16 protein-coding genes are annotated in these 17,656 nt (G+C 68.2%); 4 read left to right on the top strand and 12 right to left on the bottom strand.

Annotated elements, in window-relative coordinates; all coding sequences use genetic code 11:
• The first annotated feature begins 227 nt into the window (after positions 1–227).
• Positions 228–728, top strand: coding sequence for a hypothetical protein (locus BLV92_RS09850; RefSeq protein WP_090544488.1), 501 nt, complete (start codon positions 228–230; stop codon positions 726–728).
• A gap of 103 nt (positions 729–831) precedes the next feature.
• Here BLV92_RS09850 and BLV92_RS09855 read toward each other — a convergent pair whose 3' ends face one another.
• A complete protein-coding gene (locus BLV92_RS09855; RefSeq protein WP_090544490.1) occupies positions 832–3,279 on the bottom strand; it encodes an AsmA family protein in 2,448 nt (815 codons plus the stop codon).
• A gap of 169 nt (positions 3,280–3,448) precedes the next feature.
• Between BLV92_RS09855 and BLV92_RS09860 the strand changes: the two genes are divergently transcribed.
• Both BLV92_RS09860 and BLV92_RS09865 read left to right on the top strand, forming a co-directional pair.
• Positions 3,449–4,186 (top strand): ABC transporter ATP-binding protein, encoded by a 738-nt coding sequence (locus BLV92_RS09860; RefSeq protein WP_090544492.1) that lies wholly within the window; start codon positions 3,449–3,451, stop codon positions 4,184–4,186.
• The gene (locus BLV92_RS09865; protein WP_090544495.1) at positions 4,183–5,001 is read left to right on the top strand and encodes an ABC transporter permease; all 819 of its coding nucleotides are present in this window, start codon (positions 4,183–4,185) and stop codon (positions 4,999–5,001) included. Before BLV92_RS09860 ends, BLV92_RS09865 begins: the two co-directional genes overlap by 4 nt.
• A gap of 284 nt (positions 5,002–5,285) precedes the next feature.
• On the opposite strand, the gene BLV92_RS09870 is transcribed toward BLV92_RS09865, so the two are convergent.
• The 3 genes from BLV92_RS09870 to ligD all read right to left on the bottom strand — a co-directional run bounded on the left by BLV92_RS09870 (position 5,286) and on the right by ligD (position 8,453).
• A complete protein-coding gene (locus tag BLV92_RS09870) occupies positions 5,286–5,843 on the bottom strand; it encodes a DUF6013 family protein (RefSeq protein WP_090544497.1) in 558 nt (185 codons plus the stop codon).
• A gap of 260 nt (positions 5,844–6,103) precedes the next feature.
• Positions 6,104–7,120, bottom strand: a complete 1,017-nt coding sequence (locus BLV92_RS09875; RefSeq protein ID WP_090544499.1) for a zinc-binding alcohol dehydrogenase family protein — start codon at positions 7,118–7,120, stop codon at positions 6,104–6,106.
• Between the two features lie 289 nt (positions 7,121–7,409).
• The gene (gene ligD / locus BLV92_RS09880; RefSeq protein WP_373681821.1) at positions 7,410–8,453 is read right to left on the bottom strand and encodes a non-homologous end-joining DNA ligase; all 1,044 of its coding nucleotides are present in this window, start codon (positions 8,451–8,453) and stop codon (positions 7,410–7,412) included.
• 518 nt (positions 8,454–8,971) lie between these two features.
• On the opposite strand from ligD, the gene serB reads away from it, so the two are divergent.
• Entirely contained in the window at positions 8,972–9,811 is an 840-nt protein-coding gene (gene serB, locus BLV92_RS09885; RefSeq protein WP_090544503.1) for a phosphoserine phosphatase SerB, read from the top strand.
• 387 nt (positions 9,812–10,198) lie between these two features.
• Here the strand turns inward: serB and BLV92_RS09890 are convergent, their stop codons facing one another.
• From BLV92_RS09890 to BLV92_RS31475, 8 genes are all read right to left on the bottom strand, one after another.
• Positions 10,199–11,383, bottom strand: coding sequence for a cystathionine beta-lyase (locus BLV92_RS09890; RefSeq protein ID WP_090544505.1), 1,185 nt, complete (start codon positions 11,381–11,383; stop codon positions 10,199–10,201).
• A 366-nt stretch (positions 11,384–11,749) separates the two neighbouring features.
• Positions 11,750–12,382, bottom strand: a complete 633-nt coding sequence (locus BLV92_RS09895) for a hypothetical protein (protein WP_244283773.1) — start codon at positions 12,380–12,382, stop codon at positions 11,750–11,752.
• A 61-nt stretch (positions 12,383–12,443) separates the two neighbouring features.
• The gene (gene bktB / locus BLV92_RS09900) at positions 12,444–13,628 is read right to left on the bottom strand and encodes a beta-ketothiolase BktB (protein WP_090544509.1); all 1,185 of its coding nucleotides are present in this window, start codon (positions 13,626–13,628) and stop codon (positions 12,444–12,446) included.
• A gap of 85 nt (positions 13,629–13,713) precedes the next feature.
• Positions 13,714–14,640 carry a sugar kinase gene (locus tag BLV92_RS09905; protein ID WP_090544511.1) on the bottom strand — a complete coding sequence of 309 codons (927 nt, stop codon included), beginning with the start codon at positions 14,638–14,640 and terminating at the stop codon, positions 13,714–13,716.
• A 5-nt stretch (positions 14,641–14,645) separates the two neighbouring features.
• Positions 14,646–16,037 (bottom strand): 30S ribosomal protein S12 methylthiotransferase RimO, encoded by a 1,392-nt coding sequence (gene rimO / locus BLV92_RS09910; RefSeq protein ID WP_090544513.1) that lies wholly within the window; start codon positions 16,035–16,037, stop codon positions 14,646–14,648.
• A gap of 99 nt (positions 16,038–16,136) precedes the next feature.
• Positions 16,137–16,427, bottom strand: coding sequence for a BrnA antitoxin family protein (locus BLV92_RS09915; protein WP_166676593.1), 291 nt, complete (start codon positions 16,425–16,427; stop codon positions 16,137–16,139).
• On the bottom strand, positions 16,411–16,680 hold the full coding sequence (locus BLV92_RS09920; RefSeq protein ID WP_166676915.1) for a BrnT family toxin: 270 nt from the start codon (positions 16,678–16,680) through the stop codon (positions 16,411–16,413). Before BLV92_RS09920 ends, BLV92_RS09915 begins: the two co-directional genes overlap by 17 nt.
• Before the next feature lie 50 nt (positions 16,681–16,730).
• Positions 16,731–17,489 carry a DUF3800 domain-containing protein gene (locus tag BLV92_RS31475; protein ID WP_143040667.1) on the bottom strand — a complete coding sequence of 253 codons (759 nt, stop codon included), beginning with the start codon at positions 17,487–17,489 and terminating at the stop codon, positions 16,731–16,733.
• Between the last annotated feature and the right edge of the window lie 167 nt (positions 17,490–17,656).

Below are 17,656 nucleotides of genomic sequence, written 5' to 3' on the forward strand. Positions count from 1 at the left end.
TTTACGATCGATCGGCCCACCATGCGCGCACTCAGGTCTATTATTGAGACCGGAGACAGAGCGAAAGAGCGCGGGGGATACTCACAGAGACGCGCAAGCCACCGGTCGTCGGGCATGCGACATGCGGAACAACCACGAAGGTCCGCGCCAGCGGATCGTCCGTGAATCCCGCGGATCCGTATGCTATAAAGGATCGACGTGCGGCGCGCCAAGCCGGGAGTGGTCGCATGGGAACGCTGCGTTTTTTGCAATCCTTTTTCAGGCGAGTTTTTATGTCCTACCCGAAAAAGCGTAAGCGCATCAAGTCGGATGGCGACGAGTCGTTTCTCGCCGTGCTGACTCACTTCAAACCGTTCGGTCAACTGGATACCAAGATCGCCCGTGCGCGCGCGCAGGACGAACCGGTGCTGTACGCGCACGTACTGCCCGGTCTCGACGTCCTGCTGTGCAGCGTGCGCGGTGCGCAGCCGCCGTATCCGGCCACCGGCGAGTTGCGCCGACGCTGCATCGAATCCATTGCGCATGCGCTCGAACAGCCGCTCGAAGGGCTCGAAAACGGCGGCTACTGGTACGAGGCCGACGGTTTCGGTTTCCTCGTGTTCGCGAGCCGCGCCCGCGCGCGCATCCTGCCCGAGTTCGGCGCGACCCGCCCGGGCATCACGCCCCCCCGCCGCGCGCCGCGCCGCCAGGGTACGCCTGGCGACACCGTCCCGCGTTCGCTGCGCTAGGGTTTTCCCCTCTCCCGCCTGTTTTCCCCGACCAGGAACCCGGGCCGCCCATCGGGCGCCCGGGTTCTTCGCATAGACGGCCCATGGCGCCTATGCGCGTACTTCAGCTTCCCTTGTAGAGATTCGACGGATTCGCCAGCGCCGGCGCGTTGCGCGTGCCGTCGTTCGCAGGCGCGCTGTCGCGCGGCTTTGTCGGCGCGGGTTTCGGCGTGCTGTCGGCCGGCGCGCGCATCTTCTGGCCCGGCGGCGGCGCGCTCGGCTGCCTGCGCATCTGCGCGAGCAGCGTATCGCACGGCAGCGGCTGGTTGTTGCTCGGCGCGATCAGCGGCAGCAGCGCCGCGAGCGGATTGATCAGCCCGAGCCCGACCGCCGCGCCGCCGCGCAGTGCGAGCGCGGTCGCGTTCACGCCGACGTGCGGGTCCTTCAGCGTGCCCTTCACGTACAGCGGCGAGCGCAGCGAGAACACGCGGAAACCCTTCGTATGCGGATGGATGCTCAGGTCCAGCGACTCGTCGCGCAGGTTCACGTGGCCGTCGATGTTGATCACCGCGTCCTCCGTGTCGAGCGCGAACACGCGTGAATCGAGCACGCCGTCGGTGGCGACGAAGTGCGCGGCCGCGCAATTGATGTTCACGTCGCGATTGCCGAACATCTTTTCGTACACGACGTTCGCGACGTTCAGGCCCGCGGCCTCCATCAACAGCCGGCTGACGGTCCCCTGCGTGACCAGCATCTTCAGTTCTCCGTTCGACGTCGCCGCGAGCGCGGCCGGCGAATTGCCGGTCGCGGACAGCGACGCGTCGCCGTTGACCTCGCCGAGCGCGGACTGCATCGTCTTGAAGTTCGGGAACAGTTGCTTGAGCTTAAGATGCCGGGCCTCCGCCGTGCCGCGCCCTTTCAGCGGCACCACGCTGCCGTCGAGGTTCAGCCGCGTCGCGAGCGTGCCGCCGGCGACGCCGAAGCGCAGCGGATCGAGCGACAGCACGCCGTCCGTCATCACCACGTGCGTGTACAGGTCGGAGATCGGCAGGCTGCCCTGCTTGACGATCCGGCGGCCGGTGAACTTCACGTCCGCGTCGATCGCCTTCCAGCGTTCGGTGCGGAACTGCTCGACCGGCAGCACGCGGCCCGCCGGCTGCTTCGCGGCGTCGCCGCGCGAGACCTTGCTCGCGTTGCTGTCCGCGCCGATGATCGGCGCGAGGTCCGAGAACTGCAGCAGGTTCGACACCAGTTCGCCGCTCAGCAGCGGACGCGGATCGCGCTGCGTATAAACGAGCGTGCCGTTCAGGTCGCTGCCGCCGACGCGGCCGGTGAAGTTCTCGTAGCGGAACACGCTCGCGTTGCGGCGGAACTGGCCGATCAGCCGGCCTTCGGTTGCATACGGCGGCGTCTCCGGCAGCGTGACGCCGGTGAGGCTGTACAGATGCGCCATGCTGCGGCCCTGGAGCCACAGCCGCAGGTCGACCGCCGCGAGGTGCGCGGGATCGGTCAGCGTGCCGACGAGCGCGATGTGCATGTCCGCGACGCGCACGTCCGCCTGGATCGGGAACGGCCGGTTCGCGTCCTGCAATGCGAGCACGCCGCCCACCTTGCCGGTGCCGGACACCGGCGTGTTGTTGTACGTGCCTTTGATCGTCCAGCCGATCGCGTAATACGGCTCCGCGCGCGCGGGCGGCTGCGCACCGCTGGCAGCCGCGCTGGCTGCCGCGGGCGAGGCAGCCGCTGCTCCCGACGCCGGCGTCAGCGCCGAAGCGCCAGCCGGTCCGCTCGCTTCCCCGGCCGCCCCGGACGCCCCCGGCGCACTCGCATCGCTTGCGGCGGCCGCTGCCGCTTCGGATGCCTGCTCCTTTTGCGCCTGCTGCGCGAGCCGGTTCGCGCCGGCCCGCCCGATCACCTGCGCGGAGCCGCTGCGCGACGCGCTCTCCTGCTGCTTCATCGCCTCGCCGATCGGGATCGGATGGCCGAGCGTGTCGATCGCCACCTGCACGTCGGTTTTCGTCTGCTGGTCGTTGACCGCGACGTTGCCTTTTTCGAACTCGATGTCGTGCAGATCCAGCTTCCACGTGGACGGCCCCGACGACGCCGGCAGCTTGAAGGTCCAGTTGTTGCGGCCGTCCGCGAGCCGTTCGGCGTCGACCGACGGATTCACCAGATTGATCGACGGGATCACGATGTCGTGCGCGATCAACGGCAGGACCTTCACCTGGAAGTCGATCTCGTCGAGCGTCGCGAAATGCGGCGCTTTCGTCCAGTCGGGGTTCGCGACCGTGATGCGCGTCGCCGAAAAGCGCGGCCACGGCACCCAGCCGCGCCAGCCGGTTTCACCGACCGGATGCCGCCAGCCGACCTTCAGATCGCCCTCGATCGCGAACGGCCGGCCGATCGCTTCGCTGACCTTCTCGTTGACCCACGGTTTCGCGCGATTCCAGTCGAACGTCAGCAGCAGCACGACCAGACCGACGACGAGAACGACGACAATCAGCACGAGCCATGCGAAGATCTTGCCGAGTGTGCGGCCGAACCCGCGAGCCTTCGGTTGCGTGGACTTCATGCGCGCTCCATTGTTTTTCTCCAGCAATACGTTCCCCAAGCAGCCGGCATGCCCGGCGGACCGCCATGATGACGTATCGCAGCGCCGCGCGCATGTCGGCTGCCGTCGGCTGCCGTCGTCCGCCGTCGCAAGACCATTGCCAACCCTGGCCAATCCATCAACCCAGCCGATGACCGATCAGCCTTCCGCCCCGCCGCTCGTCGCCGCGCAGCGCATCGCGCGCCGCGACGCGGCCCGTCAGCAGACGCTGCTGCAACCGACCGACTTCGCCCTCGCCGCCAGCGAGCGCGTCGCGCTGACCGGGCCGTCCGGCTCCGGCAAGAGCGTGCTGCTGCGCGCGCTCGCGCTGCTCGATCCGCTTGACGGCGGGCGCATCGAATGGCGCGGCAGGCCGGTCACGCGCGCGCGGATTCCCACCTTCCGCCGCCACGTCGCGTATCTGCGGCAGCGGCCCGCGCTGCTCGACGGCACCGTCGAGGACAACCTGCGTTATCCGTATTCGCTCGCGGTCTATCGCGACGTGTCGTTCGACGCCGGACGCGCCCGCGCGCTGCTCGCGGGCGCGGGCCGCGGCGAGGCATTTCTCGCGCGCGACGCGTCCGAACTGTCCGGCGGCGAAGCGCAGATCGTCGCGCTCGTGCGCGTGCTGCAACTCGACCCGGACGTGCTGCTGCTCGACGAGCCGACCGCGTCGCTCGACCCGGAGTCCGCGCGCGCGATCGAGGCGCTGGTCGCCGCGTGGTTCGAGCGCGACCGCGCCGCCCACGCGACCGTCTGGGTGTCGCACGACCCGGCGCAGGCGCTGCGCGTCGGCACGCGGCAGTGGACGATGCACGCGGGCGTGCTCGCTAACGCGTCGCCGTCCGGTCCGCCTGCGGCGACCGCGCCGAGGGAGGCCGCGCGATGAACGGCGGACTGCAAAACCTCGGCCTCGGCGACATCGCGATCGCCGCGCTGCTCGTGTTCGTGAACGGCGCGGTGTCGGTGCTGCTGAAGCTCGATCTCGAACGCAAGCTCGCGTGGGCGGCGGTGCGCACAGTCGTGCAGTTGCTCGCGATCGGCTACGTGCTCGGCTGGGTGTTCGCTTACGACCGCTGGTACGTGGTGCTGCCGCTGATGGTGCTGATGACGCTGATCGCCGGTTTCGCGGGCTCGCAGCGCGGGCAGCGCACGTATGGCGGGCAGCGCGTCGACAGCATCGTGTCGATCTGGGTCAGCGCATGGCTCGTCGCGGCGGTCGGGTTGTTCCTCGTGATCCGCATCCGGCCGTGGTACGAGCCGCAATATGCGATTCCGATCCTCGGGATGATCCTCGGCAACACGCTGACCGGCGTGTCGCTCGGCATCGAGCGGATGACGACCGAACTGACCGCGCGCCGCGACCGCGTCGAGACCGCGCTCGCGCTTGGCGCGACGCGCTGGGAAGCCGCGCAGGCGCCGGCGCGCGAGGCGGTGCGCGCGGGGATGATCCCGACGCTGAACCAGATGGCGGTGGTCGGCGTCGTGAGCCTGCCCGGGATGATGACGGGCCAGGTGCTCGCCGGGCAGTCGCCGTTGCAGGCCGTCCGCTACCAGATCGTAATCATGTTCCTGATCGCCGCGTCGTCGGCGCTCGGCACGGTCGGCGCGGTGCTGCTCGCGTACCGGCGGCTCTTTTCGGCGGAGCATCGTTTTCTCGCGGCGCGGCTCGTGGAGCGCACGAAGCGGCGCGCGGCGGGGTGAGGTCGCGGGATGCCGTAAGGCGTCGTCGGCAGGTGCGTGGAGACGCGCGGAAGGCGAGGTTTCGGCATCGGTCCGTACGCAGCCACGCGGAGGCTGGCGAGGCCGGTTTCAGCGTCAGCACGCGTTGCCGACGCACGACGCCGGAAAGCGGCAAGACTGATTACGCAAGCCACCCATCGCGGAATCAAGCGTCGCGATGCGTCCATGCGCGCAACGCAACGCGTGGCGGACGGAAACCGTGCGACGCCGCGTTCGTCGTGGACTCGCTGCCCCCCGCCGCCCACTCAACGCTGCGCGGAAATCGTGATCTGCGTGCCGTCCGCGAGCGTCAGCGTCTTCACCGTGCCGGTGGTCGGCATCGCGAACCGCAAGACCTCGCTATGCGCGGCCACGTCCGGGCATTTCAGCGGCTTGCCGCCGCTCGTCACCGTCGTCGTGCCGCGTGGCGCCTGCGCGCGGAAGCTCAACTGCACGTTCGCGGTGCCGTTCGACGCGACGATCGGCGCAAGGCGCAACTGCGTCTGACGGACCATCGCGCCGTTCGCGTCGAGCGGCAGCGACGCGTAATCGGGACAGCCGTCCGGCGTCGGCACCGGGCCGCCCGGCGGCGTCGTGCGCCACGTGAAGTCGTCGGTCTCGCCGGAGCGCAGCGTGCGCGTTTCCTGCGCGTTGCCGAACTGCTTCGACGCGACTTTCACGGTGTAGCGGATCGGCCCGTCGGTGGCGGCTTTCGACGTGATCTTGATCGGCGGCGCCGCGTGCGCGTAGAGCGTCAGCACGGACACGGCGGCGAGCAGCACGCCGCGAAGCGCCGTCGCGCGGCGAGGAGCGCAGAACAGCATACGTCACCTCCTGGCTGGATCGGCCGTGCATCGTGCGGCAGCGGCGCCGCGCGCGGCCCTGGGACGAAGAGTCTGCTTTCAGTCTAGCAAGCGGCGCGCCGCGCGGCGCTGTTGCGCGGCCAGGTATTCCCCGGCTTGCGCGCGCGGCCGATCTGGCGGACGCCATGCGGATGCGGCGGCGCAACGCGGGTTTTGAGGGTTCGCGCTGCGCGTTGCGCTCACGGATGCCGCCGATCGACGAACAACCACCAAAGTCGCCATCAGAAGCCGCTCAACACGAGCTTGCCGATCGCGCGCCCTTCTTCGAGCAGCTTGTGCGCGCGCCGCAGGTTCGCCGCGTCGATCGAGCCGAGCGTCTGGCCGACCGTCGTGCGCAGCGTGCCGGCGTCGACGAGGCGCGCGACCTCGTTCAGCAGCCGGTGCTGCTCGATCATGTCCGGCGTGCCGAACATCGCGCGCGTGAACATGAATTCCCAATGCAGCGCCGCGCTTTTCGACTTCAGCAGTTCGACCGCAACCGGCTTCGCGTTCTCGACGATCGTCACGATGCCGCCCTGCGGCTTGATCGCGTCGGCGGCGGCCGGGAAGTTCGCGTCGGTGTCATTGAAGATCAGCACGTAATCGACGTTGTCGAACCCGAGCGCCTTCAGTTGCGCGGGCACGTCGCCGTAGTGGTTCACGATGTGGTCCGCGCCGAGCGACTTCGCCCATTCGGCCGATTCCGGCCGCGACGCGGTCGCGATCACGGTCAGCTTCGCGAGTTGTTTCGCGAGCTGGATGCCGATCGAGCCGACACCGCCCGCGCCGCCGAAGATCAGCGCGGTCTTGCCCGCGTCCGCGCCCTGCGGCGACACGCGCAGCCGGTCGAACAGCGCCTCCCACGCGGTGATCGCGGTCAACGGCAGCGCGGCCGCGTGCGCGAAATCGAGCGACTGCGGCTTGCGGCCGACGATGCGCTCGTCGACCAGTTGGTATTCGCTGTTCGAGCCGGGCCGTGTGATGCTGCCCGCATAGAACACCGGGTCGCCGACCTTGAACAGCGTGACGTCCGGGCCGACCGCGGCGACGGTCCCCGCCGCGTCCCAGCCGAGCACGCGCGGCGCGGTTTCGACAGCCGGCTTCGGCGAACGGACCTTGTAGTCGACCGGATTCACCGACACCGCCTCGACCTTCACGAGCAGGTCGCGGCCGGCGGCGACGGGTTGCGGGATCTCGACGTCGAGCAGCGCTTCGGGATCGTCGATCGGCAGATAACGGTGGAGGCCAACGGCTTTCATCTATTGCTCCTGATTCGGTGAGGGGGCGACGCTCGCCGGCCGGCGAGCGTGGTTCGGCGCATCGTAGACGCCGCGGTGTCGGTTGAAAAGCATCGTGACGGGCGAAACAGGGTTCGGCTTGATCTGTTCGTCGGCCTGTTTGAGATTCCGGCCAGCGGTCTGGGGCGCGCGTTCGTGCGGTCAACGGCGGCGTGCAGCGTTTGCCGGCTTACCCGCTTTGACGGCGTGCATCCCGCCGGGCCTGCCCATCCGTCCGGACGCCGCGCCAATCAGGCGGGCATGCTCCACGCTACGGCGCGGCATCGCCCGCATCGCTTTCGAGCCGGGCCGTCAACGCCGCGCTCAACCGCTGCCGCACCCGGCCGTAGCCGGCCCACGGATCGGCGTCGCCGCAGTCCGCCAAGCGCGCATCGATGTTCGCGAGCGTCCATTGCGCGCCGCCGGTCGTCTGCGGAACCTCGCCCCACGTCAGCGGCACCGACACGCCCATCCCCGGCCGCGCGCGCACGCCATACGCGACCGCCGTGCTCGCGCCGCGCGCGTTGCGCAGATAGTCGATGAACACCTTCTTGCGCCGGTGCTCCGCGCCCGCCGTCGCGCTGAACTGCGTCGGCCGGCTCGCCGCGAGATGATGCGCGAGCGCGCGCGAGAACGCCTTCGCGTCGTCCCAGCCGACCTCCGGCGTCAGCGGCACGACGACGTGCAGCCCCTTGCCGCCGCTCGTCTTGCAGAACGATTCGAGGCCGAGGTCCGCGAGCGTCGCGCGCGTCAGCAGCGCCGCCTCGATCATCCGGTCCCAGCCGAGTTCCGGGTCCGGGTCGAGATCGAATACGACGCGGTCGGGCCGCTCGATGTCGGTCGCGTGCGCGTTCCACGTATGCAGTTCGATCGCGTCCATCTGCGCGACGACGATCAGCGCTTCGAGCGTGTCGATCGTCAGCAGCGGCGGATGGCCCGGATCGAGCCCCTCGTGCTGCGTGACGCCCGGAAACGGCACGCGGCCGATATGGCGCTGAAAGAAGGTCTCGCCGCCGACGCCCTGCGGCGCGCGCACGAGCGACACCGGCCGGTCGCGCAACTGCGGCAGCAGCCACGGCGCGATGCGTTCGTAGTAGCGGACGAGGTCGAGCTTGCGGATGCCGCTTGCCGCGTCGATCACGCGGCGCGCGCTGGTGATGCGGATGCCCGCGACTTCGGCCGTGGCGGCCCGGCCGCCGCGCGACGGGCGCGCAGCCGTGGGTGCCGCGGATGATGCGCCGGCGTTCGGGTGCGTGCCGCGCGAAGATCGGGCGGCGGCGGTCGTCGCCCGGGTTCCATTGGATCGATCGTGCATACCGGTTCGCTCCTCATGCGCGCCGCATACCGGATTGCGGTGCGTGCGGCGTCGGGTGGCTGACGGTACGCGGCGGCCGCTGTGGCGAACCACCGCGCGATTGTCGATATTGTGCCTTCGATGCGGGGATGGCGGGTAGGCGGCTCGTTGAAAGCGTCGGGCATGCGTGCAGATCGCCCGTACAGGCAGTGCGCTCGCGCCTCGTCGCGCCTCGCCTCGTCTTCGTTTCGCGATACGTCCATGCCAGCCTTGCTTCGGCATTCTTGCTGCGCGACATCGATAGCCGTTCGAGGCCGGCGGCGCAAGCGGGCCATACGCATGCTTTCGCTGTGTTCCCAGGCAAATCGACGCCCGACTATCCGTTCCCGCCCGACGGCCCACCACGGCCGCGGGATCGCTCACACGCTACAATAGCCGGATTTTCCGCGCGGTCCGCGGCCTCGCCGACGCCGTCGCGCGCCGTTTCCGCATCCCCGTTCGCCGTTTCGTCTGTGTCGCCTGCCGCGCCCCGTTCGCCCATGAATCTCGTCATCCAGAGTCCCGAGCCGCTCTCCTCCGTCCATCACAAGACGCTCGTCGCGCTCGCGCGCGGCAGCCGCATCGAGCCGATCGACGCGCACGCGATCCGCATCGAGAACGCCGCGGCCTCGCAGCGCGCGGACCTCGACGTGTACTGCGGCACTCACCGGCTCGACTACGCGTTCGTCGAACCGGGCCGCACGCTGGACCAGTTCGGCCTCGTCGCGATGGACATGGACTCGACGCTCATCACGATCGAATGCATCGACGAGATCGCGGACTTCTGCGGGCTGAAGAGCGAAGTGGCCGCGATCACCGAGGCGTCGATGCGCGGCGAGATCAAGGACTTCAACGAAAGCCTGACGCGCCGCGTCGCGCTGCTCGAAGGGCTCGACGCGAGCGCGCTCGAACGCGTGTACGAGGAAAGGCTGCAACTGTCGCCGGGCGCAACGCAGATGCTCGCCGGCGCGAAGGCGGCCGGGCTCAAGACGCTGCTGGTGTCGGGCGGCTTCACGTTCTTCACCGAGCGGCTGAAGGCGCGGCTCGGCCTCGACTTCACGCGCGCGAACACGCTCGAAATCGTCGACGGCAAGCTGACCGGCCGCGTGAGCGGCGAGATCGTGAACGCGGATGTGAAGGCGCGCACGCTGGTCGAGACCTGCGCGCAGCTCGGCATCGAACCGCGCCGCGCGATTGCCATGGGCGACGGCTCGAACGACCTGAAGATGATGGCGCAGGCGGGGTTGTCGGTGGCGTTCCGCGCCAAGCCGGTCGTGCGCGAGGCGGCGAGCGTCGCGTTCAATTACGTCGGGCTGGATGGGTTGTTGCGGCTTTTTTGATCTGGCGGGGCATGGTCACGTTCGGGTGGCCGAGCGCGGTGGTCGATTTTCATTGCGCATGCCCCGGCTACGCGATTCGTCCCGGGTGCAGTTGAAACAGGCCGCGTTTCAACGGTCGCCATGACGTATTCGTTCGTGCGTACCCGCGCGAGCGACAGGCCCCGGGCACGCACTTGCGAAGCGCCTTCATCCCCGCGCTTCATGCCCCCTATTTGCCCCCAACGTGTCGCGCCGATCCATTCATCGGCGCGACACGTGCAGGTCATGCACGTTCGAGCCAATCCGAAGTCGGGCCTCGAATCAGCGCGCGCGGAACGCCCGAGTGGCCGCCCTGGGCAATCGCAAACGGCCTCCCTGCCCGAGCCGTTTGCGCGCTGCCCGGCGAAATCACTTCAACACCGCAAGCGCCCGTTCGATATCCGCTTGCAGATCCGCCGCCTCTTCCAGCCCGACGTAGAACCGCACCAGCGTGCCGCGATGCGGCCAGTTCGCCGCGGTGCGCATCGACGCGACGTCGTACGGCATCACGAGACTATGCGCGCCGCCCCAGCTCCAGCCGAGCGCAAAAAGGTCCAACGCTTCGCAGAACGCGTCGATCTGCGCCGGGTTATAACGCCCATCGAACACAACCGAGAACAGGCCGCCCGCGCCGGTGAAATCGCGCTTGAAAAACGCGTGGCCCGGACAGTCCGGAAACGCCGGATGCAGCACCGCCGCAATCTCCGTTCGCCCCTTCAGCCACTGCGCGAGCGCGAGCGCATTGCGGTCATGCGTGTCGAAGCGCGCCTTCATGCTCGGCAGGCCGCGCAACACGAGCGAGCAGTCGTCCGACGACACGCCGATTCCCATCCGCATCCGCGCGAGCTTCAGCTTCAGGTACAGCTCGCGGTCCACGGTGATCGTCGCGCCCATCAGCACGTCGCTGCCGCCCGATTGATACTTCGTCAGCGCCTGCACCGAGATATCGACACCGTGATCGAACGGCCGGAACGCGAGGCCCGCGGACCATGTGTTGTCGATCGCGGTGACCACGTTGCGCGCGCGCGCAACCGCGGTGATCGCCGGCACGTCGGGCACTTCCATCGTCACCGAGCCCGGCGCTTCCAGCCAGATCAGCCGCGTATTCGGCTGGATCAGGTCCGCGATGCCCGCGCCGATCATTGGATCGTAGTAACGCACGCCGATCCCGAAGTCGCGCGCGAGCCAGTCGCCGTGCTCGCGGTTCGGCGAATAGACGTTGTCCGGAATCAGCACGTCGTCGCCCGCCTTCACAAGCCCGAAATACACGTTCGAGATCGCGGACAAGCCGGACGGCTGCAGCAGCGTATGCTCGCCGCCCTCGATCGTCGCGAGGCGGTTCGCGAGCATCGTCGAGGTCGGCGTCGCGTGCAGGCCGTAGCGCCACTGCGCGTCGTTGCGCCAGTCGAGCGAACGCACCGACGCGAGATCGGGGAACACGACGGTGGACGCGCGCGTGACCGGTGCGGCGAACGATTCGAAGCCGGGCGTCAGGTCGTCCTGCGGATGCACGATGCGCGTCTGCAACGCGCGGCTGGAGTCGGATTTCTTCATGTCGGAGTGAGGCTGGATGAGCGCTTGGCGAAGCGGCGCGCGATGCGCCGCACCCCGAAGATTAACCGAGGTTGGCGCGGCGCGCGTGAGACGCCGTGGCTGGTGGGCCGGCGGGAGTCGGGATATTTGGCGATGACGCCGCGATCGGCCCGTAGCGGACGAGATATCCGGCATACGGATTCGTTTCTTCACTCGCCGCGCACTGGATAACGGAGAGAAAGGCCGACAGGCGTCGAGGCTGCCGCACCGCCTATGCCGCCTGCCCGATATCCCGCTTCCGACGCTGCGCGCCTTCGTCACGCAATCATCCGCCAGCGGCGCGTTCGATGAACGGCTTCGCGCCACAACCCGCGACACACGCAACGATCAATCGCCGGTCGTCAGATTGCTGACACCGCCGACCGGCTGCCCGCCTTGCCCCGCCTTCGCGGACGGCGCCGCCTGCTGCGTCTGCTGTGGCGACACGGCCGGCTGCGGATTCGCCGCCGCAGGCATGAGCGACGCCGGCGGCACCGCCTGCCCTGCCGCCAGCGGCTTCAGTTCGAACGGCTGGGGATTCGAGTCGTCGATGTTCATCCGGTCGCCGGCCACCGAGCCGTCCGCCGCGAACGTGCCGACCCAGTTGCCGACGATGTGCGTACCGTCGTTCGACTCCTCGATCTCCAGCGTGCTGCCGTCGCGGTCGCCCGCGACGACGAGCACCTCGCCGGTGTCGGTGTACTGATACTCGCCGTGCACGCCCTGCGGATCGTCGGTCTTCGCGCCGAGGCGCAGCACGATCTGCCGGTTGCCGAGCATGCCGACGTAACGCGGGAACTGCGCGAACCCGGGGTTCGGCTTCAGCGGCAACTGCGCCGACGGCGGCGCGGCCAGCTCCTTCACCGGATCGCCGGCAAACTGAGCATGCGCGGCGAGCGGCGCGGCCAGCATGGCGGCAACGGCAAGCACCGCACCCGCGACCCGGCCATGCCGCGCGGCCATTCGTTGTATCGACGTCATCCCTTCCCTCTGCATGGTCCTTCGTGCGCGCCGCACGCAACGCGGCGTGCGGCGCGTGGGATCAGATCCGCTCGAACACCGCGGCGATGCCCTGCCCGCCGCCGATGCACATCGTGACCAGCGCATAACGGCCGCCGGTCCGATGCAGTTCATAGAGCGCCTTCACGGTGATCAGCGCACCGGTCGCGCCGATCGGATGGCCGAGCGAGATGCCCGAGCCGTTCGGATTCACCTTCGCCGGATCGAGGCCGAGTTCCTGCGTGACCGCGCACGCCTGCGCGGCGAACGCCTCGTTCGCCTCGATCACGTCGAGATCCGCGACCGACAGCCCCGCGCGCTTCAGCGCGCTGCGCGTTGCCGGCACCGGGCCGATGCCCATGTACGCAGGATCGACGCCCGCATGGGCGTACGACACGAGCCGTGCGAGCGGCTTCACGCCGCGCTCGCGCGCGGTGTCCGCGCTCATCAGCAGCACGGCCGCGGCCGCGTCGTTGATGCCGGACGCGTTGCCGGCCGTCACCGTGCCGTTCTCTTTCGCGAACACCGGACGCAGCTTCGAGAAGTCGCCCGCCGACGCGTCCGCGCGCACGTGCTCGTCGGTGTCGAACGTCACGTCGCCCTTCTTCGAGCGGATCACGACCGGCAGGATCTGCTCCGCGAAACGGCCTTCGGCGATCGCATGCGCCGCACGGCGATGCGATTCGAGCGCGAGCGCATCCTGCGCGTCGCGCGTGATGCCGTACTGCTTCGCGACGTTCTCGGCGGTCACGCCCATGTGGATCGTCTGGAACGGGTCGTGCAGCGCGCCGAGCATCATGTCGATCAGCGGCGCATCGCCCATCCGCTGGCCGAAGCGCGCGGCCGGCACCGTGTACGGCGCGCGGCTCATGCTTTCCGCGCCGCCGCCGATCGCGATGTCCGCGTCGCCGAGCAGGATGCCCTGCGCGGCCGACACGATCGCCTGCAGGCCCGACCCGCACAGCCGGTTCACCGTCAGCGCCGGCACGTGCTGCGCGACGCCGCCGTTCAGCGCGGCGACGCGCGCGAGGTACATGTCCTTCGGCTCCGTGTGCACGACGTTGCCGAACACCACATGACCGACGTCGTCGCCGCTCACGTTCGCGCGCGACAGCACTTCGCGCACGACGCGCGCGCCGAGATCCGTCGGCGGGAAGTCCTTCAGGCCGCCGCCGAAATCGCCAATCGCCGTGCGCACGCCGGCCGCCACCACCACTTCGCGTTGCATCTGCTGCTCCTCCGGTTCCCGGTTGAATGTGTTGTATGTGTTCTGTGTACTGCGATGGCGCGGCGGCGTCCGCGGCGCAGGCCGGTCAGCCGGCCAGCATCCGCTCGACCGCCTCGCGGCGCGGAATCGGCGCGACCGCGCCGAAACCCTGCGTCGATAGCGCCGCCGCCGCGTTCGCATAATGCGCGGCCGCGAACGGATCGTCGCCTTCGACGAGCCGCGCGATGAACGCACCGCCGAAGCAGTCGCCCGCGCCGGTCGCATCGACCGCCGCGACGACGCGGCCCGGCACGATGCGGCGCTCGTCCGGCGTCGCGACGTATGCGCCTTCCTTGCCGAGCTTCAGCGCGACGATCCGCGCGCCGTGCGCGAGCAGCCAGTCGACGATCGCGTCGCGATCGTCGAGGCCGGTCAGCACCACGACGTCGTCCCAGCTCGGCAGGCAGATGTCGGTCTGCCGCAGCACTTCGGTCATCACCGCGCGGGCGCGCGCGAGCGGCCACAGCTTCAGCCGCAGGTTCGTGTCGAAACTCACGCGCACGCCGTTGCTGCGCGCGTGCGCGATCGCCTCGAACGCCGCGTCGCACGCGCTGCTGCTGATCGCGACGCTGATGCCCGACAGATGCAGCACGCGCGCGGCCGCGATCGCATCGAGCGGCAGATCGCGCGGCGCATAACGGCTCGCCGCAGAACCCGCGCGCAGATAATCGAACGCATGCCCCTGCGGACCGTGCGACACGAAATACACGCCGGTCGGCGCGGCGGGATCAACCCGCACGCACGACGTATCGACGCCTTCGGCCGCCCACATGCCGAGCAGCAGCCGGCCGAAGTGATCGTCGCCGAGCGCGGATACGAAACCCGCGCTCACGCCTTGCCGCGCGGCCGCGACGCAGAAGTTCGACGTGTCGCCGCCGAAGCCTTGAAGATAGTCGGGCCGATCCTTCGACGCCTGGTTGAATTCGACCATCGCCTCGCCAAACGCGAGGACCTGAGGTGTTGCTGCCGCCATACGGATCAGACCTCGCCCCACAGATCGTGGCCGTCCGCGCCGGTGATCTTCACCGACACGAAGTCGCCGGCCTTGTAGCGTTTCGACGCCTTCGTCGCGGGCGCGACGTAGACGACGCCGTCGATCTCCGGCGCGTCCGCCGCCGTGCGGCCGATGCCGCCGTCCGCGTTCACTTCGTCGACGAGCACCTTCAGCGTCTTGCCAACCTTGCGCTGGATGCGCTTCGCGGACACCTGCTCGGCCACTTCCATGAAACGCGCGCGGCGCGCCTCGCGCACGTCGTCGGGCAGCGCGCCGTCGAGTTCGTTCGCCGTCGCACCCTCGACCGGCGAATACGCGAAGCAGCCGACGCGGTCGAGTTCCGCCTCGCGGATGAAGTCGAGCAGCGTTTCGAACTGCGCTTCCGTCTCGCCGGGGAAACCCGCGATGAACGTGCTGCGGATCGTCAGGTCCGGGCACGCGGCGCGCCATGCCTGCACGCGCTCCAGCACCTTCTCCGCGTTCGCGGGACGCTTCATCCGCTTCAGCACGTCCGGATGCGCGTGCTGGAACGGCACGTCGAGATACGGCAGCACGTGGCCCTTGAACGGACCTTCGGCCATCATCGGGATGATCTCGTCGACGTGCGGATACGGATACACGTAATGCAGACGCACCCACGCGCCGTACTGCGCGGCGAGTTCGCCGAGCGCGCCGACCAGTTCGGTCATCCGCGTCTTCAGCGGGCGGCCGTTCCAGAACCCGGTGCGAAACTTCACGTCGACGCCGTACGCGCTCGTGTCCTGCGAGATCACCAGCAGTTCCTTCACGCCGGACTTGAACAGGTTTTCCGCTTCGAGCATCACTTCGGCGACCGGACGCGACACGAGGTCGCCGCGCATCGACGGGATGATGCAGAACGTGCAGCGGTGGTTGCAGCCTTCGGAGATCTTCAGGTATGCATAGTGGCGCGGCGTGAGCTTCACGCCGGCGGCCGGCACGAGATCGACGAACGGATCGTGCGGCTTCGGCAGATGGCTGTGCACCGCCTGCATCACTTCGCCGACCGCGTGCGGACCGGTGACCGCGAGCACCTTCGGATGCACTTCCTCGATGAGGCCGGTGCCGCTCGCGCTCTTCTTCGCACCGAGACAGCCGGTCACGATCACCTTGCCGTTCTCGCTCAACGCCTCGCCGATCGCGTCGAGGCTTTCCTGCACCGCCTCGTCGATGAAGCCGCAGGTGTTCACGACGACGAGGTCCGCGCCGTCATACGTGCCGGAGATTTCGTAACCTTCGGCGCGGAGCTGGGTGATGATCTGTTCCGAATCGACCAACGCCTTCGGACAGCCGAGGCTGACCATGCCGATCTTCGGCGCAGGATTCGTCTTGTCGATTGAATTTAAAGGGTTTTTCACGGGGAATCTGTCTGATGTGGGGCGCGCAGGGGCTGGGGATGCCCGAGGACTTGAAGCCGGTCCGGTATTTTACCTGCCCGGCAGTGGCGATGGCTCAGGTCAGGCCGCTTTGCCGCCGTGCTGATCGAGCCACTGGCGCAGCGCGTCGTTCATCCGCGACTGCCAGCCGTCCCCCGTCGCGCGGAATTGCTCCACGATGTCCGCGTCGTAACGAACGGACAGCAGCACCTTCCGCTTCTCCAGCCTGGGGCGGCCCCGCGCTCCGACACGCTTCATCTTCGCGAAATCCCCGGCCGGCACTTCGTAGGTATCGGAATCGGCCGCAATGCCGCGGTTGATGGCGGCATCCTCCTCGTCCGTCGGCATGATGACTTTAGGCTTCGGCGACATAACTCGCTACCTCCCGCTTGTTGGCCTTTCGAAAACTGATCACGTGCATTGCGTCGCCCCGCTGGACGAACACAACGCAGTAAAGGCGCTCGCCGATCACGCCAAAACCCACTTCGCGTACTTCGCCGTAATCGCATCGCGCATCCACGTAGGCCATCACTTCCGGCCAGTCCAGTTCGGCCGCCATCGCCAACCCGACGCCGTGTTTGGCGAGGTTGCTCCGGTTCTTGACCGGATCGAAAGTGATTTCCACGGGAGTTATTGTAGCTACGATATTAATGCGATGCAAATTTTTCGTAGCTACTATAAAAAGGTCGGGCCGTCGTACCATTTTCGTGAGACCGTGTTGACCGGGCGATCAGCTTGCGTAGCCGATACCCCTGTTCGCCCGCACGACGACGAACCCTGTGCCGAAAGATCGTGTCGCGCGAGCCCCCGCGTTGCTCCAGAACCACCGGCTGCGGCCCAGGCATCGCGAAGAGTTCGGCCGACGACCGCCTCATATGCGCATCGAGAAACTCGATGCTCCATCGATCGCCCGACCTGAACTGCAACCGCCTGCCTCGCCTTGCGTAGCGCCAGCGCACAAGAAGATCCCGCGCATTCACTCACGAGCCCGGTCGAATCCTTCTCGTAGAGAAACGACGGGAAGGTCCGGCACGCATGCTGCACGGAACGCGTACAGGTTTCGCGAGCCTTGAATGGCGCCGCGACGCCTTCGACCCACATCGTCGCGAGAAGGCGGCACCCGAATCGTTCGAGCAGCGTCAGCGTATCGTCGATGAAGCGGAACGGCGTCTTCGCGCGGGTGCCGTGCTTCCGGATTGCACGGCGCACACCGGCCCGCTTGATCTCCTGCCGTACGTCGTCGAGCCGATGCTTCGACGTGAACGCGCCCGGACAATAGCGGCGCTTGAGGGCGAGAAATTCGCGCGTGATGTACGGCGGAGCGTCCTCGTGCGCGATCAGGCCGGCGATCACGAGCAACGGCTGAACGTCCGATTTCGTCGCGGGCAGCGATGCGCTGCAGCCCGCCTCGTCGATATGGCAGATGTACGACACGACCCTGACAACCTCAAAAATGAAAACAGCCGCTTAAGCGGCTGTCTGGCGGCCTGTGGCCGGATTTGTCGCCAAGGTTGCCCCGTTCGACCCTCGATCCGACTTCAACCGATATCGTGTGACGATCGTAAAGGATGCCAAAGCGCGACGTCAACGCGTCCATCGAG

Source organism: Paraburkholderia caballeronis, from assembly GCF_900104845.1.
Taxonomy (GTDB): Bacteria; Pseudomonadota; Gammaproteobacteria; order Burkholderiales; family Burkholderiaceae; genus Paraburkholderia; species Paraburkholderia caballeronis.